The sequence below is a fragment of the Micromonospora sp. BRA006-A genome (genome assembly GCF_033433935.1).
Classification (GTDB): Bacteria; Actinomycetota; Actinomycetes; order Mycobacteriales; family Micromonosporaceae; genus Micromonospora; species Micromonospora aurantiaca.
The window spans coordinates 4,802,478-4,825,804 of the sequence record NZ_JANCLW010000001.1 but is presented as its reverse complement, the minus strand read 5'-3'; the positions used below and the strand labels follow the sequence as shown (position 1 = coordinate 4,825,804).

At 72.9% G+C, this 23,327-nt stretch carries 22 protein-coding genes and 1 pseudogene; 18 read left to right on the top strand and 5 right to left on the bottom strand.

From position 1 onward, the window contains the following. The first annotated feature begins 148 nt into the window (after positions 1–148). From NMK34_RS21820 to NMK34_RS21795, 6 genes are all read left to right on the top strand, one after another. Positions 149–604: an SRPBCC family protein gene (locus NMK34_RS21820; RefSeq protein WP_318334977.1), complete on the top strand. Its 456-nt coding sequence runs from the start codon at positions 149–151 to the stop codon at positions 602–604. Between the two features lie 41 nt (positions 605–645). Next, positions 646–1,281 carry a hypothetical protein gene (locus NMK34_RS21815; RefSeq protein WP_318334976.1) on the top strand — a complete coding sequence of 212 codons (636 nt, stop codon included), beginning with the start codon at positions 646–648 and terminating at the stop codon, positions 1,279–1,281. 73 nt (positions 1,282–1,354) lie between these two features. Next, positions 1,355–2,302, top strand: a complete 948-nt coding sequence (locus tag NMK34_RS21810) for an ROK family glucokinase (protein ID WP_013287673.1) — start codon at positions 1,355–1,357, stop codon at positions 2,300–2,302. Position 2,303: 1 nt separating this feature from the next. Continuing rightward, positions 2,304–3,002, top strand: a complete 699-nt coding sequence (locus NMK34_RS21805) for an endonuclease/exonuclease/phosphatase family protein (RefSeq protein WP_318334975.1) — start codon at positions 2,304–2,306, stop codon at positions 3,000–3,002. A 434-nt stretch (positions 3,003–3,436) separates the two neighbouring features. After that, positions 3,437–4,843, top strand: coding sequence for a flavin-containing monooxygenase (locus NMK34_RS21800; RefSeq protein WP_318334974.1), 1,407 nt, complete (start codon positions 3,437–3,439; stop codon positions 4,841–4,843). Next, a complete protein-coding gene (locus tag NMK34_RS21795; RefSeq protein ID WP_318334973.1) occupies positions 4,840–5,667 on the top strand; it encodes an alpha/beta hydrolase in 828 nt (275 codons plus the stop codon). The genes NMK34_RS21800 and NMK34_RS21795 overlap by 4 nt, the downstream gene beginning before the upstream one ends. Positions 5,668–5,682: 15 nt before the next feature. On the opposite strand, the gene NMK34_RS21790 is transcribed toward NMK34_RS21795, so the two are convergent. Together NMK34_RS21790 and NMK34_RS21785 are read right to left on the bottom strand one after the other, a co-directional pair. Next, on the bottom strand, positions 5,683–7,101 hold the full coding sequence (locus tag NMK34_RS21790; RefSeq protein ID WP_318334972.1) for a trehalose-6-phosphate synthase: 1,419 nt from the start codon (positions 7,099–7,101) through the stop codon (positions 5,683–5,685). Between the two features lie 172 nt (positions 7,102–7,273). Beyond that, complete coding sequence (locus tag NMK34_RS21785; RefSeq protein ID WP_318334971.1) at positions 7,274–8,113, bottom strand: DUF308 domain-containing protein; 840 nt, start codon at positions 8,111–8,113, stop codon at positions 7,274–7,276. A gap of 186 nt (positions 8,114–8,299) precedes the next feature. Between NMK34_RS21785 and NMK34_RS21780 the strand changes: the two genes are divergently transcribed. Next, the gene (locus NMK34_RS21780) at positions 8,300–8,995 is read left to right on the top strand and encodes a lysophospholipid acyltransferase family protein (protein ID WP_318334970.1); all 696 of its coding nucleotides are present in this window, start codon (positions 8,300–8,302) and stop codon (positions 8,993–8,995) included. A 3-nt stretch (positions 8,996–8,998) separates the two neighbouring features. Here NMK34_RS21780 and NMK34_RS21775 read toward each other — a convergent pair whose 3' ends face one another. Continuing rightward, positions 8,999–12,466 carry an ATP-binding protein gene (locus NMK34_RS21775; RefSeq protein WP_318336396.1) on the bottom strand — a complete coding sequence of 1,156 codons (3,468 nt, stop codon included), beginning with the start codon at positions 12,464–12,466 and terminating at the stop codon, positions 8,999–9,001. 139 nt (positions 12,467–12,605) lie between these two features. Here NMK34_RS21775 and NMK34_RS21770 point away from each other — a divergent pair, with 139 nt between their 5' ends. After that, complete coding sequence (locus tag NMK34_RS21770) at positions 12,606–12,848, top strand: hypothetical protein (protein ID WP_135241323.1); 243 nt, start codon at positions 12,606–12,608, stop codon at positions 12,846–12,848. A gap of 62 nt (positions 12,849–12,910) precedes the next feature. Here the strand turns inward: NMK34_RS21770 and NMK34_RS21765 are convergent, their stop codons facing one another. Then, positions 12,911–13,603 carry a Crp/Fnr family transcriptional regulator gene (locus NMK34_RS21765; RefSeq protein WP_013287664.1) on the bottom strand — a complete coding sequence of 231 codons (693 nt, stop codon included), beginning with the start codon at positions 13,601–13,603 and terminating at the stop codon, positions 12,911–12,913. Between the two features lie 247 nt (positions 13,604–13,850). Between NMK34_RS21765 and NMK34_RS21760 the strand changes: the two genes are divergently transcribed. From NMK34_RS21760 to proC, 4 genes are all read left to right on the top strand, one after another. Then, positions 13,851–14,354, top strand: coding sequence for a polyadenylate-specific 3'-exoribonuclease AS (locus NMK34_RS21760; RefSeq protein ID WP_013287663.1), 504 nt, complete (start codon positions 13,851–13,853; stop codon positions 14,352–14,354). Positions 14,355–14,412: 58 nt separating this feature from the next. Further along, positions 14,413–14,916, top strand: a complete 504-nt coding sequence (locus NMK34_RS21755) for a pyridoxamine 5'-phosphate oxidase family protein (RefSeq protein ID WP_318334969.1) — start codon at positions 14,413–14,415, stop codon at positions 14,914–14,916. Between the two features lie 177 nt (positions 14,917–15,093). Next, positions 15,094–16,122, top strand: coding sequence for a 6-phosphofructokinase (locus NMK34_RS21750; protein ID WP_030273929.1), 1,029 nt, complete (start codon positions 15,094–15,096; stop codon positions 16,120–16,122). A 78-nt stretch (positions 16,123–16,200) separates the two neighbouring features. Then, positions 16,201–17,019 (top strand): pyrroline-5-carboxylate reductase, encoded by an 819-nt coding sequence (gene proC, locus NMK34_RS21745; protein WP_013287660.1) that lies wholly within the window; start codon positions 16,201–16,203, stop codon positions 17,017–17,019. A 3-nt stretch (positions 17,020–17,022) separates the two neighbouring features. Here proC and NMK34_RS21740 read toward each other — a convergent pair whose 3' ends face one another. Then, complete coding sequence (locus tag NMK34_RS21740) at positions 17,023–17,751, bottom strand: YoaK family protein (protein ID WP_318334968.1); 729 nt, start codon at positions 17,749–17,751, stop codon at positions 17,023–17,025. A gap of 195 nt (positions 17,752–17,946) precedes the next feature. Here NMK34_RS21740 and NMK34_RS21735 point away from each other — a divergent pair, with 195 nt between their 5' ends. From NMK34_RS21735 to NMK34_RS21710, 6 genes and pseudogenes are all read left to right on the top strand, one after another. Further along, entirely contained in the window at positions 17,947–19,305 is a 1,359-nt protein-coding gene (locus NMK34_RS21735; RefSeq protein WP_318334967.1) for a sugar porter family MFS transporter, read from the top strand. A gap of 93 nt (positions 19,306–19,398) precedes the next feature. Next, positions 19,399–19,701, top strand: a complete 303-nt coding sequence (locus NMK34_RS21730) for an urease subunit gamma (RefSeq protein WP_013287657.1) — start codon at positions 19,399–19,401, stop codon at positions 19,699–19,701. A gap of 43 nt (positions 19,702–19,744) precedes the next feature. Continuing rightward, positions 19,745–20,080 (top strand): annotated as a pseudogene (locus tag NMK34_RS21725) (urease subunit beta); the annotation flags it as partial. Positions 20,081–20,289: 209 nt separating this feature from the next. Then, positions 20,290–22,008 carry an urease subunit alpha gene (locus NMK34_RS21720; protein ID WP_318334965.1) on the top strand — a complete coding sequence of 573 codons (1,719 nt, stop codon included), beginning with the start codon at positions 20,290–20,292 and terminating at the stop codon, positions 22,006–22,008. 59 nt (positions 22,009–22,067) lie between these two features. Further along, positions 22,068–22,631 carry an urease accessory protein UreE gene (gene ureE, locus NMK34_RS21715; protein ID WP_318334964.1) on the top strand — a complete coding sequence of 188 codons (564 nt, stop codon included), beginning with the start codon at positions 22,068–22,070 and terminating at the stop codon, positions 22,629–22,631. A gap of 18 nt (positions 22,632–22,649) precedes the next feature. Next, entirely contained in the window at positions 22,650–23,324 is a 675-nt protein-coding gene (locus NMK34_RS21710; protein WP_318334963.1) for an urease accessory protein UreF, read from the top strand. Positions 23,325–23,327: the final 3 nt, after the last annotated feature.

Sequence of the window (23,327 nt, the reverse complement as noted above, 5' to 3'; positions counted from 1 at the left end):
ACCGGCGGGGGCCGGCCTGGTCGGCTCTGTCGAAACCTACCCGCACACCCCGGTGGGTCTGCCAGGGAGGTTGCCCGCCCGGCTGGTGGGACGCCGTCCGCCGGGGTGGAGCGGGACCGGCCGGGCGGCGGCCGGGTAGCCTCCCCCCATGGCGGACTCCTCCACCCAGTCGATCATCATCGGCGCGTCACCGGACCGGGTGGCGGCCGTCATCTGCGACTTCCCGAGTTATCCCGAGTGGGCCGAGGCGGTACGCCGGGCCGAGGTGATCGAGGAGTACGAGGACGGCTACGCCAGCCAGGTCCGGTTCACGCTCGACGCGGGCGTGATGGCCGACGAGTACGTGCTGGCCTACGAATACGCCGAGGACATCTCCCGGATCGAGTGGCACCTGGTCGCACCGTCGAAGATGCAGCGCTCCCAGCGCGGGTCGTACGACCTGGTGGGCAACTCGGACGGGACGACCACGGTGACGTACACCCTTGAGGTGGAGCTGTCCGTGGCGATGCTCGGCATGTTCCGCCGCAAGGCCGAGAAAATGATCATGGACGCGGCGTTGAAGCAGCTCAAGCGCCGGGTAGAAGCACCCGGTGCGGCGCAATGATCCGACCGTCGTCCCGGTAGTCACGCTGGAGGAGCCGAACCATGGGCACCACTGATCCGGGTTCGGCCCGGGAAGAGGCCGAGCGCCTCGTCGCCACCCTGCTCGCCGGCGCGAAGATGGCCGCCGCCGCACCCGGCTCGGGTGCCTGGGGTCCGCTCGGTGGGATCCTCTCCGGTGTCCTCGGTCACACCCCGCCCGGCGCCGGCCCCGCTCCGGAGACATCCGAGCCCGCCGGTTTCGCCACCGGCTCGCCAGAATGCTGTGTCTGCCCCGTCTGTCGCGGTATCGCCGCGTTGCGCGACCCGAGTCCGGAATTCGCCGAGCGGCTCGCCACCGGCGCCGGGGACCTGGCGGCCGGGGTGGCGAGCCTGCTGCGCGCGTTCACCCCCGCCGAGCCGGCGCGGACCGCCGGCGACGGCACCGCCGCGCCGGACGGATCCGGGGACCACGTGTGGCGCGAGGCGACCCGTACCGGGCATGATTCTCAGCCGGCACCCGAGCAGGACGTGTGGTCCGCCGCCACCCGGGGGGAGGGCGCGGCCGATTCGGGTGCCACCGCCGACGCCGCCGGGCCGCCGGAGCCGGACACGAGCCGGTCACCGGCCGGCCGTCCCGTGGTGCCCGCCTCGCGGGCGTCCGGAGAGGTGGGCGCGGACGCACCAGGCGACGGGGCCTGACCACCGGACATCCCGGGACCGTACGGCCGGTTCGGCCGGTCTCCGGGCAGCACAGCAGAGGGGAGTGGCAGCGGTGACGCTGACCATCGGAGTCGACGTCGGTGGCACGAAGGTGGCCGGCGGTGTCGTGGACGACGCCGGCACGGTACTCGTGCAGACGCGACGGGACACCCCCGCCGACGACGTGGCCAAGACCCGCGACGTCATCATCGAGGTGGTCACCGAACTGGCCGCCGGTCACGCCGTGGAGGCGGTCGGCATCGGCGCCGCCGGCTGGATCGACGCCTCCCGCTCCACCGTGCTGTTCGCCCCGAACCTGGCCTGGCGGGACGAGCCGCTGCGCACGTACGTCGGCGACGCCACCGGCCTGCCGGTGATCGTGGAGAACGACGGGAACGTGGCCGCCTGGGCGGAGTTCCGCTACGGCGCGGCCCGCGACGCCGACGACTCGATGGTCATGTTCACCATCGGCACCGGCGTCGGCGGCGGCATCGTGCTCGGCGGTGGCCTGGTCCGCGGCGCCAACGGCATCGCCGCCGAACTGGGCCACATGCTCACCGTGCCGGACGGCCACCAGTGCGGCTGCGGCCGGCTGGGCTGCATCGAGCAGTACGCCAGCGGCAGCGCCCTGGTCCGCTTCGCCCGCGCCGCCGCCCGGCAGGAGCCGCACCGCGCGGCCGCGTTGCTGGAGCTGGCCGGGGGCGAGGCCGAGACGATCACCGGCCCGATGGTGACCGCCGCCGCGAAGGGCGGCGACCCGGTCTCCACCGAGGCGTTCGCCCAGGTCGGCCGCTGGCTCGGCACCAGCCTCGCCGACATGGCGCAGATCCTCGACCCGCAGGTGCTGGTGGTGGGCGGCGGCGTGATCGACGCCGGTGACCTGCTGCTCGGCCCGACCCGGCGGTCCTTCGCCGACGCGCTGGCCCAGCGCAGCCGCCTGCCCGTCGCCGAGGTGCGCCCGGCCGAGCTGGGCAACACCGCCGGCGTGATCGGCGCCGCCGACCTGGCCCGGCGGATCTGACATGACTGACGCGGGTGTGCCGCTGCGGGTCTTGTCGTACAACATCCACAGCCAGCGCGACGACACCGCCGCGCTGGCCGAGGTGGTCCGGACGGCAGCCCCGGACGTGGTGATCGTCCAGGAGGGACCGCGCCGGTTCCGGTGGCGGCAGAAGACCGCCGCGCTGGCCGAGTCGTTCGGCATGGTGGTGGCGGCCGGCGGCCTGCCGTCGCTGGGCAACGTGCTGCTGACCAGCCTGCGGCTGCGGGTCGTCGACACCGACTGCCAGCGGTACCCGCTGACGCCGGGACGGCACATGCGCGGCGCCGCGTACGCGCACTGCCGGGTCGGCGGCGTCGACGTGCTGCTGGCCGGCTCGCACCTGTCCACCGACCCGGCCGAGCGGCCGGCCCAGGCGGCGGCGTTCAAGCGTGAGCTGGACGCGTCCACGCTGCCCGTGGTGGCCGGCGCCGACGTCAACGAGGGCCCGGACGGGCCGGCCTGGCAGACGCTCGCCGAGGGGCTGACCGACACGGCGCTCGCCGCCGACCGGGCCGACCGGCACACGTTCTCCTGCGCCGACCCGCGCCGCCGCATCGACGCGCTCTTCGTCGATCCCCGGATCACCGTGGTCGACTACGACGTGGTGGACACCCCGGCGGCCCGCCGGGCCAGCGACCACTTCCCGGTCCTGGTCGACCTGCTGCTGCCTACCGCCTGACCGGCACGGACCGCCGGGTCGCACCGTGCCCGGCGGTCCGCCCGCGCTTGCGCAGCGGCCGGACCGCCGGGGCCGTGACGCACGGTCAGGTGTCCGGCGGCCGGCCGGACCACCGCTTCGCCGCCTTTGCTCTGCCGCCATATGCGCATCAGTGACCCGCCGTGACCGGCGGGCCGTGTCCCGGCCGGACGGCCGCGAGACATCGGCGCAGCTCCCGGCGGTGCTGCGTCCGTGGCTGCAGAGCAAAGGGCGAAAGAGGGTACGCCTCCCGCGCCGCCGGTCCACTCACACTCGGTGACCGGCTCTGCGGTGACGCTGAGTCAGGGGAGCCGGGCGGGCGCCGGCTGCCGGATCCGGTGGCTGGACAACGGCGGGCATTCTCGGCAGGATTTCGCTCCGACCCGGCACGCGTGCCGCACAAAGGAGAATTCCCGGTGTCCTCCTCCACCGACCTCGGCCGCCCCGATCCGGACCGGACGGACGTCCCGGTCCGCGACGACCGCCCGGTCTCCGACCGGGGTGACACGGTCTGCGTCATCGGCGCCGGCGCCAGCGGCCTGACCGCCGTGAAGAACCTCCGCGAGGCCGGCTTCGGCGTCGACTGCTACGAGCGGGAGACGGGCGTCGGCGGCGCCTGGAACTGGCGGCACGACCGCAGCCCGGTGTACGGCAGCACGCACCTGATCTCGTCCCGGCCGTTCACCCAGTTCCCCGACTTCCCGATGCCCGACGACTGGCCGGACTACCCGCACCACAGCCAGTTGCTGTCCTACTTCGAGCGGTACGCCGACCACTTCGACCTGCGCCAGCACGTCTGGTTCGGCACCGAGGTGGTCCGCGTCGAGCCGGTCGAGGGGGACCGCTGGGACGTGACCACGCGCAGCACCGGCGGCTACGGCCCCGAGCGCACCTCCCGGTACGCCGCGGTGGTGCTCGCCAACGGCCACAACTGGTCGCCGAAGCTGCCCCGCTACGAGGGGCTGGAGGAGTTCCGCGGCGAGGTCATGCACGCCTCGTCCTACAAGGACCCGGCGCAGTTGCGCGGCAAGCGGGTGCTCGTGGTCGGCGCCGGGAACACCGGCTGCGACATCGCGGTCGAGGCGGCCCAGCAGGCGTCGCACTGCTGGCACTCCACCCGCCGCGGCTACTGGTACGCCCCGAAGTACGTCCTCGGCCGCCCCGCCGACCAGGTCAACGACACGCTGCTGGCGCTGCGGGTGCCGCTGCGCGTACGGCAGTGGCTCTACCACTGGACGCTGCGGCTGACCGTCGGCGACCTGACCCGGTTCGGCATGCCGAAGCCGGACCACCGGGTCTACGAGACGCACCCGATCGCCAACAGCCAGCTCGTCTACTACGTCGGCCACGGCGAGATCACCCCGGTGCCGGACGTGGCCCGCTTCGACGACCGCGCGGTGGAGCTGACCGACGGCCGCCGGATCGACCCGGAACTGGTCGTCTTCGCCACCGGCTACCTGCCGCGCTTCGAGTTCCTCAAGGGCCGGGTGCTCGGCGACGAGGACGGATCCGGGCGGCCCCGGCTGTGGCTCAACGCGTTCACCGCCGGTCATCCCACGCTCGCCGTGGTCGGCCTGGTGCAGCCGGACTCCGGCATCTTCCCGATCTCGCACTGGCAGAGCGTGCTGTTCGCCCGGCTGCTCACGCTGCGCGCCACCCGGCCGGAGCGGGCCGCCGCGTTCGACCGCAGGGTCCGGGAAGGGCTGGGGGAGCGGTACTCGGCGAAGGTCAAGGACAGCACCCGGCACTGGTTCGAGGTCGGGCACGCCGACTACCTGCGCGCGCTCCAGCGGGCGCTGCACGAGCTGGAGGAGGGTAAATGACGGCGGCCGAGCGGGTGCGGGTGGTCCGGTCCTGGGAGTGGGCCCGGCCGGAACGGCCCGCCCGCCGGGAGGTGCTCGCCGCCCTGCCGGAGCGGGAGGAGGCGAAGCCGCCGCTGCTGTTCGTGCCCGGGTTCGGGCACGGCGCGTGGGCCTTCGCCGAGCACTGGCTGGGGCACGCCGCCGGTCGCGGCTTCCCGGCGTACGCGCTGAGCCTGCGCGGGCACGGCGGCAGCGAGCCGGCGCCGGAGGCGACGCTGCGGTCGTACACCCATGACGTGACTCAGGTGGCGGCGAGCCTGCCGCGGCAGGCGGTGCTGGTGGGGCACGGCGCCGGCGCCCGGGTCGTGGCGCACGCGCTGGCCCGCTACCCGGCGCGGGCCGCGGTGCTGGTGGCGCCGGTGCTCGGCGGCTGGGCGACGTTCGGCACGGCGTTGCGGCGCAACCCGGCCGGCACGGTGCCGGCGGTCTTCGGTGCCGGGCTGCGGCTCAACCGGCGGCAGTTGTTCAGCCGGGAACTGCCGGACGCCGACGCGCGGCGGCACCTGGCCCGGCTGGGCCGGGCCGGGCGGCGGGCGCAGTGGCAGCTGCTGACCGGCCGGTCCCCGGAGCCGGCGGTGGGCCGCCCGCCGGTGCTGGTGCTCGGCAGCCCGGACGACCGGGTGCTGCCGGCGACGGCGTTGACCAGGGCCGCCCGGCGGTACGCCTCGGCGCCGCTGCTGTTCCCCGGCATGGGACACGACCTGATGCTCGACGCCCGCTGGCGGGAGCCGATCGACGCGATCCTGGACTGGCTGGACAAGGACCCGGCGCCCGCCCAGGGGTGAGCGCCGGGGCTCCGGTCACCTGGCGGCGGGGCGGCGGCCGACGAGCGTCCCGCTCTCCTCCAGCGCGCTGAGGTAGGACGCCGCCCAGGCGTGGATGTCGTTGTGGGCCAGGTGGTCGCGCATCGCGCGCATCCGGGCCTCGACGTCCTCCGGGCCGGCGCGCAGCGCGGCCAGCAGCCCCTGCTTGAGGCCGTCGAGGTCGTGCGGGTTGACCAGGTACGCCTGCTCCAGTTCGGAGGCGGCGCCGGCGAACTCGCTCAGCAGCAGCGCGCCGGTGCCGTCGACCCGGGCCGCCACGTACTCCTTGGCGACCAGGTTCATGCCGTCGCGCAGCGGCGTCACCGCCATCACGTCCGCGACCCGGTAGAGCGCCACCAGTTCGGCGCGGTCGAACGGCTGGGTGAGGTAGTGGATCGCCGGCTCGCCGACCCGGCCGAACTCGCCGTTGATCCGGCCGACCTGGTGCTCCACCCGGTCGCGCAGGATCTGGTACTGCGCCACCCGGTCGCGGCTGGGCACCGCCACCTGGACCAGCACCGTGTCCCGGACCTTGATGTCGCCGTTGGCGAGCAGCTCCCGGTACGCCTTGAGGCGTTGCTCGATGCCCTTCGTGTAGTCCATCCGGTCGACGCTGAGGATCACGTGCTCGGGCCGGCCGAGATCCTGCCGCAGCCGGCGGGCCCGCTCGGCGACCTCGGGGCGGGCGGCGAGCGCGGACACCTCGGCGGTGTCGATGGCGACCGGGAAGGCGCCGATGCGCACCACCCGGCCGTCGACGCCGATCCGCCGGTCGGTGGCGGGCAGGCCGAGCACCTTGGCGGCGAGCTGGGCGAAGTTGTGCGCGGCCTGGGCGCGCTGGAAGCCGACCAGGTCGGCGCCGAGCATGCCACGCAGCAGCTCGGCCCGGCGGGGCAGCTGCATGAACAGTTCCGGCGGCGGGAACGGCACGTGCAGGAAGAACCCGATCCGCAGGTCGGGGCGCAGCTCGCGGAGCAGGCCCGGCACCAGCTGGAGGTGGTAGTCCTGCACCCAGACCAGGCCGCCCGGCTCGGCCACCTGGGCCGCGGCCTCGGCGAACCGCTGGTTGACCCGCTGGTACGCCTCCCACCAGCGGCGGTGGTACTCCGGCTGCTCGACGGCGTCGTGGTAGAGCGGCCAGAGGGTGGCGTTGGCGAAGCCCTCGTAGTGGTCGCGGAAGTCCTCGGCGCTCAGTGGCACGGTGTGCATGCGCACGCCGTCCACATCCGGCAGCTCGGGCGCGGGACCGGTGCCGCCGGCCCAGCCCACCCAGGTGGCGGGTGTCTGCCGCAGCAGCGGGTGCAGGGCGCTCACCAGGCCGCCGGGGCTGCGGCGCCACTCGAAGGCGCCGTCGGGCGCCACGCTGTCGTCGATGGGGAGGCGGTTGGCCACCACCACGAGGGGGCTCTGTCGCATCTCGGGCAATCCGCTCAGCAGGGGACCGGCGACCCGGAAGGAGACGCAAGCCGGACAGCCGGTGCGGGACGTGACGTTCAGCCTATTCCTACTGACTGTAAGTTACACGCTTGTTACGCCCCGGCCCAGGGTGGGCGGCGTCCCGGCATCCGGGCAGCGCCCGGCGGTGGTGTCAGACGACCGCGCCGTCGTCCGGGTCGTGGTCGTCCCGGTCGCCCGGACGCAGCCGCCAGATCAGCATCACGAAGCCGGCCAGGATGCCGGTGAAGCCGAGCAGCGTGACCACCGACGGGTCGACCAGCGACACCACGGTGGGGGACAGGAACAGCAGGAATCCGAGCACGATGCAGGCCACGCCGAGCACCGCGTACTTGGAGAAGCGGGGCAGCGGTGGCGGCGGGGGCGGGGTGTAGTGATCCTCGTCCGACGCCTCGTCGGGCAGGTTCGCGCCGAACGTGTCCAGGCCGTCGAGCAGCGAGGGCTCGTCGTGGCGGTCCCGGCTGAGCGAGACGCCGGAGACGTCGGCGGCGTACGGCAGCCGGCGCACGTCGGTGGCGGTGGGCCCGGCGGGCTCCTCGGCCCGGCCGCCCGCTGCGGTGCCCGGCGCGGGCGGATCGTCCACGTCCTCGGCGGCGGGCCAGGGGTGGCTGCCGGCGCTCGGCGCGGTGTGGAAACCGGCGACGATCTTCGCCCACTCGGCCTCGATGTCCGGCTCGTCGGCGCGCGGCGGGTCGCCCGCGCCCTCGTCGGCGAGCTGGGTCAGGTAGTCGCGGGCGGTGGTCAGGTGCGACCTGTCGACGTAGAGCCGGTCGACCGGGCGGGCCGGGACGGTGGTGGTGCGGGTCACCGGGTTCAGGTCGGCCGAGGGCTGGAGGTAGGCCGCGATGCCACCGGCGGCGAGCACGTCGAGCAGGTGCTCGCCGACGCGTGGATCGACGTCGCCCGCGACCGCGTACTCGGCCGCGTCGAGCCCGTTGTCCCGTCGTCCCCGACGGGGACCGCCCCCTGACACCGGACACCCCCTTCGCCGATCCCTGCCCGTGCCCTGAATCGTGACACGTCGGCACCCGGTTCCGGGAGTGCGTTGTGGCGTGCCGCTCGTCGTTCGTACCCTCTTCCCGGACTCCCGTGGGCGCCGCCGGCACCTGCGGGGCCACGCGGCGACCCGTCCGCCGCCACCGACACGGGAAGGACGCCGGTGCTGTACTGGCTGCTGAAGTACGTCGTTCTCGGCCCGCTGCTGAGGCTGATCTTCCGTCCGCAGGTGGAAGGGCTGGAGCACGTTCCGGCCACCGGCCCGGTGATCCTGGCCAGCAACCACCTCTCCTTCTCGGATTCGATCTTCACACCGCTGATCGTCAAGCGAAAAGTCACCTTCATCGCGAAAGCCGAATACTTCACCGGTAAGGGACTCAAGGGCCGGCTCACCAAGATGTTCTTCGTCGGCTCCGGCACCATCCCGGTCGACCGCTCCGGCGGGCGGGCCGCCCGCGCCGCCCTCGACACCCAGCTCTCCGTGCTGCGCGCCGGTGGCATCGCCGGGATCTACCCGGAGGGCACCCGCTCGCCGGACGGCCGGCTCTACCGGGGCAAGACCGGCGTGGCGCGGCTGGCGCTGGAGAGCGGCGCCCCGGTGGTGCCGATGGCCATGCTCAACTCCGACGCCATCCAGCCCACCGGCCAGATCATCCCGAACCTGGGCCGGGTGCGGATCCGCTTCGGGCCGCCGCTGGACTTCTCCCGCTACGCCGGGATGGCCGGCGACCGGTTCGTCGAGCGGGCGGTCACCGACGAGATCATGTACGAGCTGATGGAGCTGTCCGGCCGCGAGTACGTCGACACGTACGCGCAGAAGGCCAAGAGCGCCGCGGGACGGCAGCCGGTCCCGGCCTGACCCTCAGCCCGCCCCGGCGATCCGGAGCAACCCGCCGGCGGCGTGCCGGCCGGCGAACGCGCGTACCCGGTCCAGGGTCGCCGCCGCGGCCGGCGGATCCGCCTCGGTGAGCGGCCCGACCGCCAGCGCGGACGCGATCATCTGGTCGGTGACGTCGGTCATCTCCGCGTACCCCTCGGCCGCGGTGGTGAGCAGCCGGCCCGCCCGCGCGGCGTCGCCGTCGCCCCGGGCCAGCGCCGCCTCGGCCGACCGCCCGGCGGCCCGCGCCCAGCGGGTGGTGCGCGGCGAGCGCGCCAGCAGGTCGCGCACCAGCACCGCGGCGTCGCCGCCGAGCAGCGCGGCGACGTGGCCGACCGCCGGCACCCACTCGGCGAACGGGATCATCCGGGTCTGCCGCCAGTCCTCGTCCAGCTCGGACAGCAGCGCCACCGCCTCGTCCCGGCGGCCCTGCACCGCGCGGCAGAGCGCGGCGTGCGCCAGCGTGGAGCGCAGTACGCGCTGGAAGCCGCTGCGGCGGGCCGCCACGAGCGCCTGGTCGACCAGGTCCTCGCCGGTGCCCGGGCCGGCCGGGTCGTCGCCGAGCGCCCGGATCCAGCCGGACACGGCCACGATGTGCAGGTCCCACTCGTCGGTCGGGCGCCGCGTCGACCCCTCGGCCATCCGCAGCGCCGACGTCCAGTCCCCGCTGTAGTACGACCGGGCCCACTGGTCGCTGAAGCTCACCGTCAGGGCGTGCTCGCCGGCCAGGTCCAGGGAGCGCTGCTCGTCGACCAGCCGCGCCGAGCCGGCCAGGTCACCCTCCTCCTGCAGCACCCAGGCCAGGTTGTGCACCGCGCGGCGGCGGCTGGTCAGCCGCTCCACCCGGCACTCCTCGGTCACCTCGGCCAGTTCGGCGTACGCCTCCTCGGCACCGGCCTGGTAGCGGACCACGGCGAGCGTGATGCGCGCGTTCGCCCGGGCCTCGCGCAGCCCCAGCCGCTCGGCCAGCTCGGCGGCGGTACGCGCGGCCGCGCACGCCGGCTCCGTCTCCGCGTCGAGCATGTGCGCCCGGGCCAGCTCCAGCAGCACGCCCACCTTGTCCTCGCTGTCCGGCAGCGTGGCGTGCAGCCCGATCGCCCGGTCCAGGCAGCGCATCAGCTCCGAACGGTCGGCCCGCGCGAAGGCCGCCGTGGCCAGCAGCCGCCACGCCTTCGCCGCGCCGGGCCGGTCACCGGCGCCGGTCAGCCGGTCGGCCAGCGTGGTGAGCAGCGCCGTCCCGCCACCGTCGAGGAAGCCGTCGCGGTCCCGGTAGAACGCCAGCTCGGCCCGGAACAGTTCGAGTGCCGGGTCCGGGCCGCACTCCACGCTCAACGCGCGGTCCACGAGCGTGGCAGCGGTCTCCAGCGCGTGCAGGTCGTACGCCCGGCGGGCCGCCCGGTGCAGCGCGGACCGGGTCGCGGCGGCGTGCGGGGCCTGGTCCAACCCGACGGTACGGGCGATCTCGTGCGCCGCCCACCTGTGGTTGGCGAGCACCTCGGCCAGGTCGTGCTGGCGGCCGTCGGCGAGCTGCTCCAGCCAGTCGGCGGTGCGCTGGTGCCGGGCGACCCGCTCGGCGCGGGGCAGCCGCTGATAGCAGACGTCCCGGACCAGCACGTGCCGGAACCGGTACTCCGCCTGGCCGGGCATGGTCGAGACGGGCAGCTCGTAGACGAGGTCACGTCGCTGGAGGTGGTGCAGCGCGCGCTCGACCCACTCCACCGGGCGGCCGAGCGCCAGCGCGACCGGCGCGGCCCAGAACTGCACGCCGACCACCGAGGCGGACTGGAGCACCGCGCGGTCGGCCGGGTCGAGCAGGTCCAGCCGGTTGGCGATGACCGCCTGCACGGTACGCGGCATCCCGGCCCCGCCGGCCGGGTCGACGAGCGCCAGCCCGGCCGCCCGCTCGGCCAGCCCGCCGTCGAGCAGCATCCGCGCGTACTCCTGGGCGTAGAGCGGGTTGCCGTCGGCGAACTCGATCAGCGGCGCGCGCGCCTCCTGCGGCAGCGTGGCCTGACCGAGCAGCAGCGAGTAGAGCGTGTCGATGTCGCCGTCGTGCATCGGCGGCACCGAGATGGACATCGCCCCGCTGATCGTGCCGGTCCAGGCCGGGTGCCGTTCGCGCAGCTCCGGCCGGGCGGTCGCGACGACGAGCAGCGGCACGTTGCGGGCCGCCGCGCCGAGCTGCTCGACGAAGGACAGCATCGCCTCGTCGGCCCAGTGCATGTCCTCGAAGACGAGCACCGTGGGACCGGTCGCGGCCAGGGTGAGCAGGAACCGCCGCCACGCCGCCTCGGTCTCGGCCGAGGTGAGCCGTTCCCCGGAGACGCCGACGAGCGGGCCCAGCGCCTCGGCCAGCCGTACCGCGTGCGGGTCGGCGAGACGGCCCAGCTGCTCGCGCAGCCGGTCCCGGCTGGCGGCCGGGTCGTCGGCTCCGGTCAGCCCGGCCCAGCTCCGGACGATGTCGGCGAGCGCCGCGTAGGTGACGTTCTCGCCGAACGGCGGGCACTGGCCGGTCAGCCAGGTGACCCGGGTGCCGGGCAGGCTGGCGGCGTGCCGGGCCAGCTCGCGCAGCAGCCGGCTCTTGCCCACCCCGGCCGGGCCGAAGACGGTGAGCAGCTGCGAGGTGCGCTCGGTGAGCGTGCGGTGCAGCGCGCTGACGAGCAGGCCCCGCTCGTGGTCCCGGTCGACCATCGGGGTCAGCTCGGCGGTCTGCCCGTCGCGCCGGGGCCGTGCCCGCACGGCCAGCCAGATCCGGCTCACCGCGGACCGGCCGCGCAACGTGACCGGCGGCTGGTCGTCGTACTCCATCTCGCGCCGGGTGGCCGCCCAGGTGCTCTCGTCGACCACCACGCCGCCGACCGGGGCGAGCCCCTGCAACCGGCTGGCGGTGTTCACCACGTCGCCGGTGACGAACGCCTGGCCGCCGTCGCGTGCCGCGGCCAGGTCGACCAGGGCCTCGCCGGTGGCGATGCCGACCCGGAACCCGAGCGGCGGATGCGGGCCGGCCGGCTGCCGGGCCAGGCTGCGTTGCAGCTCCAGCCCGGCGCGTACGCAGCGCAGCGCGTCGTTGTCGGTGGCGACCGGTGCGCCGAACAGCGCCATGACCGCGTCGCCGATGTACTTCTCCACCACGCCGCCGTACTGGTGCACCAGCCGGCGCACCGTGGCGAAGTAGACCTGTTGCAGGCTGCGGGCCTGCTCCGGGTCGGCCCGCTCGGCGTATGTCGTGAAGTCGACGATGTCGATGAAGAGCACGCTCACCTGGCGGCGGTCCTCCTGCACCGTGACCGCGTGGTCGCGCAGCGGCTGACCGCAGTTGGTGCAGAAGTTGGCGCCGCTGTCGTTGGCGTGGCCGCAGCCTGGGCAGGCAGCCGCCAGCGGGCGACCGCACCCACCGCAGAAACGGTCGTCCGGCCCGGCGGTCCGGGCGCAGTGTCCACAGGTGAGGTCGATGTCCGGCTCCGTACGCGTGAGGTCCCCAGTGTCCCGCGCGGCCGTGCAGTCGGGTACCCGACGGGTCGGCGGGACGTCACGGCTGTTCGGCCGGGTCTAGTCTCCCCTAGCAGGAAGTCCCGTCGACAGGGAGTTTGCCGTGCACGTCCGGCTGTCCGCCTCATGGACCGATCCACGGGGGACGGTGTGGGCCGTCGGCGACACGGTCGACGTGGACGCCGTAACCCTCGCCGAACTGGAGGAAAAAGGCATGGTGGAGCAGCCCGCGGGTAGCGGATCGACCGAGACCACGACCACCACGACGACCCCGCCGAAGAAGACCGACCCGTCGAAGATCGGCCCGGGCCCGAGCTCGCCCCCGGCCGACACCAAGGACGACTGACCGGCGTACGACGAACGCGGCGGGGGCCGGCGGGACGACCGCCGGCCCCCGCCGTCGTCGTGTCAGCGGTCGTTCATGCCGGCCCGCCGGCGCAGCGCGGCCACGTCGGTGACCACGATGCGGCGTCCTTCGGTGCGCAGCCAGCCCCGGCTGGCGAACGAGCCGATGGCCTGGTTGACGCTCTGCCGGGAACCGCCCGCCATCTCGGCGAGCTGGCTCTGGTTCAGCTCGATGGTGATCATCGGGGCCTGGCTCTCGCCGGCGAGCCGGACCAGCGTCTTTGCGACCCGGCCGGGCAGGTCGAGGAAGACGTGGTCGGCGTTCTGCTCGGTGAGCCGGCGGATCAGCTGACCCAGCGAGCGCATCACCGCGTCCAGGATGCGCGGGTTGGAGTGCACCAGTTCCATGAACGCGGGCCGGGACAGCGCCAGCGCGGCGCAGTCCTCGATCGCCTCGGCCGACGCCGAGCGGGTGGAGGCGTCCAACAGGGACACCTCACCGAGCACGTCCGGGGGTCGGATCACCGACAGCACCGCGCGTTCGCCGGTCGGGGCGGTGCGGAACACCGCAACCGCGCCGCGGCGCAGCACGATCAGCGACTCGCCGGGATCGTTCTCGACGAAGAGCAGCTGGCCCTTGCGGTAGGTGCGCGGTACGGCTGCGGCGATGACGCGCTGCCGCACCTCCGGCTCGAGCCCGGCGAACATCTCCACACCCGTGAGCGCGTCACCCGGCTCCGGCAGGCGAGACTCCACGGCTCAACCCCTCCCCGGTCAGAAGTCACGACTCGCACACCGGGTGAAGCTGTCATTCCCGGTACGAGGCAGCTCAACCGGTTCGGCGCCCGACGGCGGTACACATCAGATCATGACGCTCTCGTCGCGTGCTGTACACCCCCGGAAACACTTCCGTGACCATGCCCGGCCGCCGCCGGCACGCCCGCCGACCTCGGCGGACGCCCCGGCGACCGGTCCGCGCCGGTGATGGGCGAGGATGGGGGCGATGGTCTACCGCTATTTCTACGACTGCGAATTCATCGAGGACGGCCGCATCGTCGACCTGGTGTCGATCGGCGTCGTCGACGAGTACGGCCGCGAGTTCTACGCGGTCTCCACCGAGTTCGACGACTCCCGGGCGGTGCCCTGGGTCCGGCGCAACGTGCTGGACAAGCTCCCGTCGCCGGCCGACCGGGCCTGGCGCTCCCGCGCGCGCATCCGCGACGACCTGCACGAGTTCCTGCTGGAGCCGGTGCGGGACCGGCCGGGCGAGCAGCTGGAGCTGTGGGCCTGGTACGCCGCCTACGACCACGTCGTGCTGGCCCAGCTCTGGGGCGCGATGCCGGCGCTGCCCCGGGAGATCCCCCGCTTCACCAAGGAGCTGCGCCAGCTCTGGGACGACCGGGGGCGCCCCCGGCTGCCGGACGCCGAGGCCGACCGGCACGACGCGCTCGTGGACGCGCGGCACAACCTGGCGCGGTGGCGGGCGATGACGGCGCGGGAGGTTTGACCGGTTCCGCCCAGGGCACGGGAGCGGCATCTACGCCGATCCGAGACAGGAGTGCCCCATGAGCAATGAGCCGACAAGCGCCGCGGACGCCCGCCGCCGGGTCACCGAGCTGATCAGGGACGCCCGGATCTGCCTGCTCACCACCACCGGCGTGGACGGGCGTCTGATCAGTCGCCCGATGGGGTTGCAGGAGGCGGACTTCGACGGCGACCTCTGGTTCTTCGCGTACGCCGACTCGGCGAAGGTGCGGCAGATCCGGGTCAACCCGCAGGTGAACGTCGGTTTCTCCGACCAGCGCCACCACGCCTGGGTGTCGGTCGCCGGCACCGCCACCGAGGAGTGGGACCCGGGCCGGGCGAAGGAGTTGTGGAGCCCGCTGCTGAAGGCGTGGTTCCCGGACGGGCTGGACACGCCCGGGATCACGTTGATCAAGGTGCACGCCGGGTCGGCGGAGTACTGGGACTCGCCCGGCAGCACCGTGGTCAACCTGCTCGGCTTCGCCAAGGCGGCGGTGACCGGCAAGCCGCCGAAGGCGGGGGAGAACCACGAGGTCAGCTACTGACGGGTAGCCGTCCGCCGTCCGGAACGGCCCGGGGTGCGGTGCCGGCGTACACCTGCGCCGACTACAGTGCGCAGTGACGGCCCGCCCCGGGCCGGCAACGGCGCCGATGGTCTGATCTGACACATATCCTGGGGCTTATCCGGGCTTCACCTGATGCTCCAGGAGGATGAGCAGATCATGCGTATCGGCGTGCTCACCGGCGGCGGCGACTGCCCAGGTCTCAACGCGGTGATTCGGGCGGTGGTCCGCAAGGGCGTCGCCACCTACGGTCACGAGTTCGTGGGCTTCCGGGACGGCTGGAAGGGCCCGCTCGAGGGCCTGACCAAGCCGCTCGGCATCGCCGAGGTGCGTGGCATCCTGCCGCGCGGCGGCACCATCCTCGGCTCGTCCCGCACCAACCCGTTCAAGATCGAGAACGGCGTGGAGCGGATCAAGGACAACCTCGCCGCCCAGGGCGTGGACGCGCTGATCGCCATCGGCGGCGAGGACACGCTCGGCGTCGCCACCAAGCTGCACGAGCTGGGCGTCAACGTCATCGGTGTGCCGAAGACGATCGACAACGACCTCGGTGCGACCGACTACACGTTCGGCTTCGACACCGCCGTCAACATCGCCATGGAGGCGATCGACCGGCTGCACACCACCGCGGAGAGCCACCACCGCACCCTGGTGGTCGAGGTCATGGGCCGGCACGCCGGCTGGATCGCCCTGCACGCCGGCCTCGCCGGTGGCGCCAACGTGATCCTGCTGCCGGAGCGGCAGTTCGACGTCGAGCAGGTCGCCGGCTACGTCGAGAAGCGCTTCCAGCACCAGTACGCCCCGATCGTCGTGGTCGCCGAGGGCGCCCAGCCGCTGGACGGCCAGATGGTGCTGCACAACCAGGAGCTGGACGCGTTCGGTCACGTCCGTCTCGGCGGCATCGGCCAGTGGCTGGCCGAGCAGCTGGAGGCGAAGACCGGCAAGGAGGCCCGCACCGTGGTGCTCGGCCACATCCAGCGCGGTGGCACCCCGACCGCGTTCGACCGGGTGCTGGCGACCCGGCTCGGCCTGCACGCGATCGACGCCGCGCACGAGGGCGACTGGGGCAAGATGGTCGCGATGCAGAGCACGGACATCGTCCGCGTCCCGCTCGCCGACGCCACCCGCGAGCTGAAGACCGTGCCGCTGGAGCGGTACGCCGAGGCCGAGGTCTTCTTCGGCAGCTGATCGACGGCGCACGGCGTGGCGGGCCGGCGACCGGCCCGCCACGCCCCTGCCCACGTGACCCGGGAAGGGGTACGGCTGATGGCACGCGAGGTGCACACGGTCGCGGTGATCGGCGCCGGCAAGATCGGTGAGCTGATGCTCTCGGGGCTGCTGCGTTCCGGCTGGCCGGTGGAGCGGCTGCTCGCCACCGCGCGGCGGCCGGCGCGGGCGCGGGAGCTGGCCGACCGCTACGGCGTACGGGTGGTGGACAACCTCACCGCCGTGACCGAGGCCGAGGTGCTGGCCGTGTCGGTCAAGCCGCAGGACGCCGCCGCGCTGCTGGACGAGATCGGCCCGAAGGTGCCGGCCGACAAGCTGGTGATCTCGCTCTGCGCCGGGCTGCCGACCGCCTTCTTCAACCGCCGGCTACCAGAGGGCACCCCCGTGGTCCGGGTCATGACCAACACCCCGGCGCTGGTCGACGAGGCGATGAGCGCGATCTCGGCGGGCGCGTACGCCACCGGCGAGCATCTGGCCCTGGCGGAGGAGATGTTCTCCCCGCTCGGTGCCACCGTCCGGGTGCCCGAGTCGCAGCAGGACGCGGTCACCGCGCTCTCCGGCTCCGGTCCGGCCTACTTCTACCTGCTGGTCGAGGCGATGATCGACGCGGGCATCCTGCTCGGCCTGCCGCGCCAGGTGGCGCACGAGCTGATCGTGCAGACCGCGATCGGCTCGGCGGTGATGCTGCGTGACTCCGGGGAGCACCCGGTGAAGCTGCGCGAGGCGGTCACCTCGCCCGCGGGCACCACCATCTCGGCGATCCGCGAGCTGGAGAACCACGGCGTACGCGCGGCCATGCTGGCGGCGCTGGAGGCGGCCCGGGACCGGGCCCGGGAACTCGCCGCCCAGGCGGACTGACGCTCAGCCGGGCCGCGACGCCGGTCCCGGTCGCCGGTGCCGGCGGAGCAGCAGGATCAGCACGGCCAGCGCGAGCGTCCCCCACAGCGGCACCCAGCGGGGCCGGTGCTGGGCGAGCGTGCCGACCGCGCCGCCGACGCTGTAGCTGACCAGGGCGAGCAGCCCGAGCAGGGTGCCCCGCCGGGCCCGGCCCCGGCCGGCGGCGGGGCCGAGCAGCCAGCGGGCGGCCCGCTCACCGGTCTTGGTCGTGGTGTCCGACTGGTAGGTGATCGGCGTCGCGATGCCCGCGGTCCGGCTCGCCAGTGTGGTGAGGCTGCCCATGGCGACGGCACCGGCGGCGGCGAGCAGCACCCGGGAGGCCACGCCGTGCCGGCCGTACGCGAGCGCCAGGTTGAGCACCGCCCAGACGATCATGGCGGCCTCGGTGACCGCGATGTCGACGAGGGGCGCCACCGCCGGCCGGGTGCGGCGGCGGAGCAGGTTCACCAGCCCGGCGGCGGTGGCGAACGCGACGATCGAGGCCGCCGAGACCGGCCACGTGGGATGCCCGCCGGCCGGTCCCATGCCGAGGAAGATGGCGTTTCCGGACTGGTTGGCGACGAACGCGCCGTATCGCAGGAACGCGAAGGCGTCCAGCGCGCCGGCGGTGACGACGGCGAGCACGAGCGCCGCGAGCGGGTGCCGGAACTCGCGGTAGGAGTCCGCGGGGCCGTACGGCGCCGACCGGTTCACCCTTCCCCCGTCCGTGTGCAGGAGCGGCCCCGGCGGCGTCCGGGAGTTTGCCGTCGGACCGCTGCGGCGAACTTACTATATGTCGCATATGTAGGTTCTCGGCCGTTTCGTGGGGCGGCTGCCGGCGGACGGGGTGACATGGCGGCGAGCGGACGCGCGGCCGGCCGTCCGTCTCGCGACAACCTCGTGGCGATCGTGTCGATCGTCGTCCTCTCCGGCGCGTTCTTCGGCTACAACCAGGGCGTCATCAGCGGCGCGCTGCACGACATCCGGCACACGTTCGACGTGGACACCTTCGAGGTGGAGGTGGCGGCGAGCTGGGTGACACTCGGCGCGCTGGCCGGCGCGCTCGCCGGTGGTCACCTCGCCGACCGGATCGGCCGGCGGGGCGCGCTCTGGGTCGCCGCCGGGGCGTACGTCGTCGGCACGATCGTGCAGGCGGCGGCGCCGGCCATCGGCGCCCTGCTCGGCGCGCGGCTGCTGCTCGGCGTGGGTATCGGCGTGGCCTCGGTCGCGGGCCCGATGTTCGCCGCCGAGGCGGCGCCGGAACGGATCCGCGGCGGCCTGCTCGCGGTCTACCAGTTCTCGACCACCTTCGCGATCTTCATCGGTTACCTGGCGGACGAGCTGTTCACCGGCGGCGAGTCGTGGCGCTACCTGCTCGGCGCGGCGGTCGTGCTGGGCGTGGCGCTGATCCTGGTGACAGTGGTGGTGCCGGACTCGGCGGTCTGGTATCTCAAGCGGGGCGACCGGCGCCGGGCCCGGGAGTCGCTGTGCCGCACCGTTCCCGAGCAGCGGGTGGAGCAGCGCCTCGGCGAGATCGAGAAGAGTCTGCACGGCCGAAAGGCGAGCTGGCGGGAGCTGCTGTCACCGCAGTGGCGGCGTCCGCTCGCACTCGGCGTCGGGCTGGCGCTGTTCCAGCAGACGACAGGCATCAACGGCATCATCTACTACGCCGACTCGATCTTCTCGGCGGCGGGATTCCGTACCCCGGAGGCGCAGCTCTCCGCGACCACCTGGGCGATCGGCGCGGTGGACGCGGCGTTCGCGCTCGTCGCGGTGGGCCTGCTCGACCGCGTCGGCCGCCGGCCGCTGCTGCTTGCCGGCCTGGCCGGGATGGCGGTCTCGCTCGCCGTGGTGAGCGTCAGCTTCCTCGGTGCGGGTGCCGGGCGCGGCGACGGCCGGATCACCACCTCGGGCCTGTTCCTGCTGGTCGGTGTGGTCTTCTTCGTCGCGTTCTACGCGGTGTCCATCGGGCCGGGCGCGTGGACCGTGATCAACGAGATCTATCCCGGTCCGATCCGCGGCCGGTGCGTGGCGATCGCGTCCGCGACCCACTGGGGCACCGAGTACCTGATCACGCAGTTCTTCCTGAGCCTGCTCGACGCGCTCGGCCGGTCGGGCGTGTTCGCGCTCTTCGCCGGGCTGTGCGTGCTCGGGTTCCTGTTCGTCCGGCGCTACCTGCCGGAGACCAAGGGCCGGACGCTCGAGCAGATCCAGCAGATGTGGGTCGCCGACTACGACCGGCGCGAGCGGGCGCGCTCCGGTTCCTGAAATCTCCCTGAACGGCTGCGGGCTGACTAAACCGCTCTTACCGTGACGGGATAGCTGAAACCGTACAAAAAGTGCGGACGAAGGGATCGCGAAGTGCATCTCACGCCGAAGGAATTCGACAAGCTGACGATCCACTCGTTGGCGATGGTGGCGAACGCCCGCAAGGCGCGCGGGGTCAAGCTCAACCACCCCGAGGCCGTGGCGGTCATCTGCGCCGCGGCGCTCGAAGGCGCGCGCGAGGGCAAGACCGTCGAGGAGGTCATGAACGACGCGAGCCACGTGCTCACCGCCGACGACGTGATCCCCGGCGTGGCGGACATGATCCCGATGCTCCAGGTCGAAGCGGTCTTCACCGACGGGTCACGGCTGATCACCGTCCACTCACCCATCCAGTAGAGCAGCGACCGGAGGCCACGGTCTCCGGCAGAGCGGGGGCGACATGGCGAAGCAACACCCGGGACCGAACTCCAAGCACCTTCGGCCCATCGGCGGCTACAAGCTCAGCGACCAACCTCTGGAACTCAACGCCGGGCGGCCGGTGACCGAGGTGGTCGTGCACAACACCGGTGACCGGCCCATCCAGGTCGGATCCCACTTCCACTTCTTCGAGGCCAACCGCTTCCTGGAGTTCGATCGCCCGTCGGCGTTCGGCAAACGGCTGAACATCCCGGCCACCACCTCGATCCGGTTCGAGCCGGGCGACCGCAAGACCGTCCAGCTCGTCCCGTACGGCGGCTCCCAGCGGGTGTACGGCTTCAACGGCCTGGTCCAGGGCTGGACCGGCGACGGTCCGATCCCCGGCTACCGGCCGGACCGGGCCGAGGCGCTCCACCAGGCCCAGACGCGCGGCTTCAAGACCACGTCGCAGCAGCAGGACCAGGGCAAGGGCCAGAGCAAGGGGCAGAGCAAGGGCCAGGACAAGAGCGGCAAGGGCGACAAGTAGCCCGGCAATCCTTCGACGCGCCAGAGCTGGAGCGACAACGCATGAGTCAGATCTCACGGCAGGAATATGCCGGAATGTACGGCCCGACCACGGGCGACCAGATCCGTCTGGGTGACACCGACCTCTACATCGAGATCGAGAAGGATCTGCGGGTCCTCGGTGACGAGGTCATGTACGGCGGTGGCAAGACCCTGCGCGACGGCATGGGCAGTGCCAGCCAGGCCACCAGCGCCGAGGGCGTGGTGGACCTGGTGATCACCAACGTGACCATCGTGGACGCGCTGCTCGGCGTGGTCAAGGCGGACGTGGGGATCAAGGACGGCAGGATCGCCGGGATCGGCAAGGCCGGCAACCCCAACATCATGGACGGGGTGACCCCGGGCCTGGTGACCGGTCCGGGCACCGACGCGATCTCCGGCGAGCACCTGATCCTGACCGCCGGCGGCATCGACGCGCACGTCCACCTGGTCACCCCGCAGCAGGTGTACGCCGCGCTCAGCAACGGCGTCACCACCCTGTGGGGCGGCGGCACCGGGCCCAGCGACAGCACCAACGGCGTCACCATCACCCCCGGCCCCTGGAACATCCAGAACATGATGCGGGCCTTCGAGAACCTGCCGATCAACATCGGCCTGCTGGGCAAGGGCAACAGCAGCGGCCGGGCGCCGCTCGTCGAGCAGATCATGGCCGGGGTGCCCAGCTTCAAGATCCACGAGGACTGGGGTGCGCCGCCCGCGGTGATCCGGTCCTGCCTGGCGGTCGCCGACGAGTACGACGTCCAGATCAGCATCCACACCGACACGCTCAACGAGAGCGGCTACATCGAGGACAGCATCGCCGCCTTCGAGGGCCGGACCATCCACACCTTCCACACCGAGGGCGCCGGCGGCGGGCACGCGCCGGACATCATCAAGGTCGCCGGCCAGATGAACGTCCTGCCCGCCTCGACCACGCCGACAGTGCCGTACGGCATCAACAGCCAGTCCGAGCTGTACGACATGATCATGGTCTGCCACAACTTCAACCCGAAGGTGCCCTCGGACGTCGCCTTCGTGGAGAGCCGCATCCGCACCGAGACGATCGCCGCCGAGGACGTGCTCCTCGACGAGGGCGTCATCTCGATGATGCAGAGCGACTCGCAGGCCATGGGCCGGGTGGGGGAGACCTGGCTGCGGACCGTCCAGCTCGCCGGGCAGATGAAGAACGTCCGGGGCAAGCTGGCCGAGGACTCCGACGCCAACGACAACTTCCGCGTGCTGCGCTACGTCGCCAAGATGACCATCAACCCGGCGATCACCCAGGGCGTCTCGCACGTCATCGGCTCGGTCAGCCCGGGCAAGCTCGCCGACCTGGTGCTCTGGGAGCCCGCGTTCTTCGGCACGAAGCCGAAGATGGTGCTCAAGGGCGGCATGATCGCCTGGTCGATCATGGGCGACCCGAACGCGTCGCTGCCCACGCCGCAGCCGGTCTACTACCGGCCCATGTTCGGCGCCACCGGCACCCAGGTCGCCAAGAACTGCGTGACGTTCGTGTCCCGGGCCGCACACGAGTCGGGTGTGGCCGAACAGCTCGGCCTGCAACGGCAGGTCATGCCGGTCTACGGCTGCCGCAACCTGACCAAGCGCGACATGGTGCGCAACGACCGTACGCCGAAGCTCGAAGTCGACCCGGAGACCTTCGCCGTGAAGATGGACGGCGTGCACGCGACGGTGCCGGCGGCCAAGAACCTCCCCCTCAGCCAGCTCTACTTCTTCAGCTGACCCGGCGCGGTGTCCCGCCCCGGCCGGGCCGGCGGCGGGGCCGCGTGAAAGGAGAACACATGCTCGTCGAAACGGTACTCGGCAACGTGAACGAGCCGGCCTGGACCGAGCGGCTCCGGGAGGCCAAGGTCGACGACCTGGTCCTCGACCAGTGGGACGCCCAGAAGAGCCGGCTGCGCCGCACCACAAGCCTCGGGACCGAACTGGCGCTGTCCCTGGCCCGCGGCGTACGGCTGCGCGACGGCGACGTGCTGGCCTGGGACGACGACACCGCGACCGCGGTGGTGGCCCGGATCGCGCTCGGCGAGGTGATGGTCGTGCACCTCGACACGCTGCACGGGGAGTCCCTGGACATGGTGATCCGCTCGGCCGTCGAACTCGGCCACGCGATCGGCAACCAGCACTGGCCGGCGGTGGTGAAGGGCACCAAGATGTACGTCCCGCTGACCGTGGACCGCAAGGTCATGGACTCGGTGATGCGGACCCACGCGTTCACCGGTCTCACCCACGAGTTCATCCCCGGCACCGAGATCATCGCGTACCTGGCCCCGCACGAGTCGCGGCGCCTGTTCGGCGGGGCCGACTCGACCCCGCACACGCACCTGCCCGCCGACCTGAACTGAGGGGCCGGGGTGTCCACGGTGACCGGGGCACTGAAACTGCTCCAGTTCGGCGACTCGGTCTTCCCGGTCGGCGCCTTCTCCTTCTCCAACGGGCTGGAGACGGCGGTCGAGCAGGGCGCGGTGCACGACCGGACCACGTTGCAGGAGTTCGTACGTACCGTCACGCGCGCCGCCGCCACCGCTGACGGGGTGGCGCTGCTCGTGGCGCACCGCGCCGCCCGCGCCGGCGACCTCGACCGGATCCGGGCGGCCGAAGAGGCCGTACACCTGCGCAAGATCAACGAGGAGACGCGGACGATGACCGTCCGCATGGGGCGCAAGCTGGCCGAGGCCGCCGAACGGGTGGTGGGGGAGTCCCTGCTGCGCAAGCGCGTCGCGGAGAGCGGCGGCGTCCCGGTCACCTACCCGGTCGCGCTCGGCGTGCTCTTCGCCGAACTCGGCGTGGGCGAGGCGGACGCGTTCGCCGCCCACCAGTACGGCGCGGCCTCCATGGTGCTCGGCGCGGCGGTCCGGCTCATGCGGGTGGACCACCTCGACACCCAGTCGATCCTCTTCGCGGTCAACGAGCGGGTCGGCGAGGACTACGAGGACGTGCGCACCGCCGGGCTCGACGACATGCAGAGCTTCGCGCCGCACCTCGACGTGCTGGCCGGCGCACACCAGCACGCACACGTACGGATGTTCATGAGCTGAGTG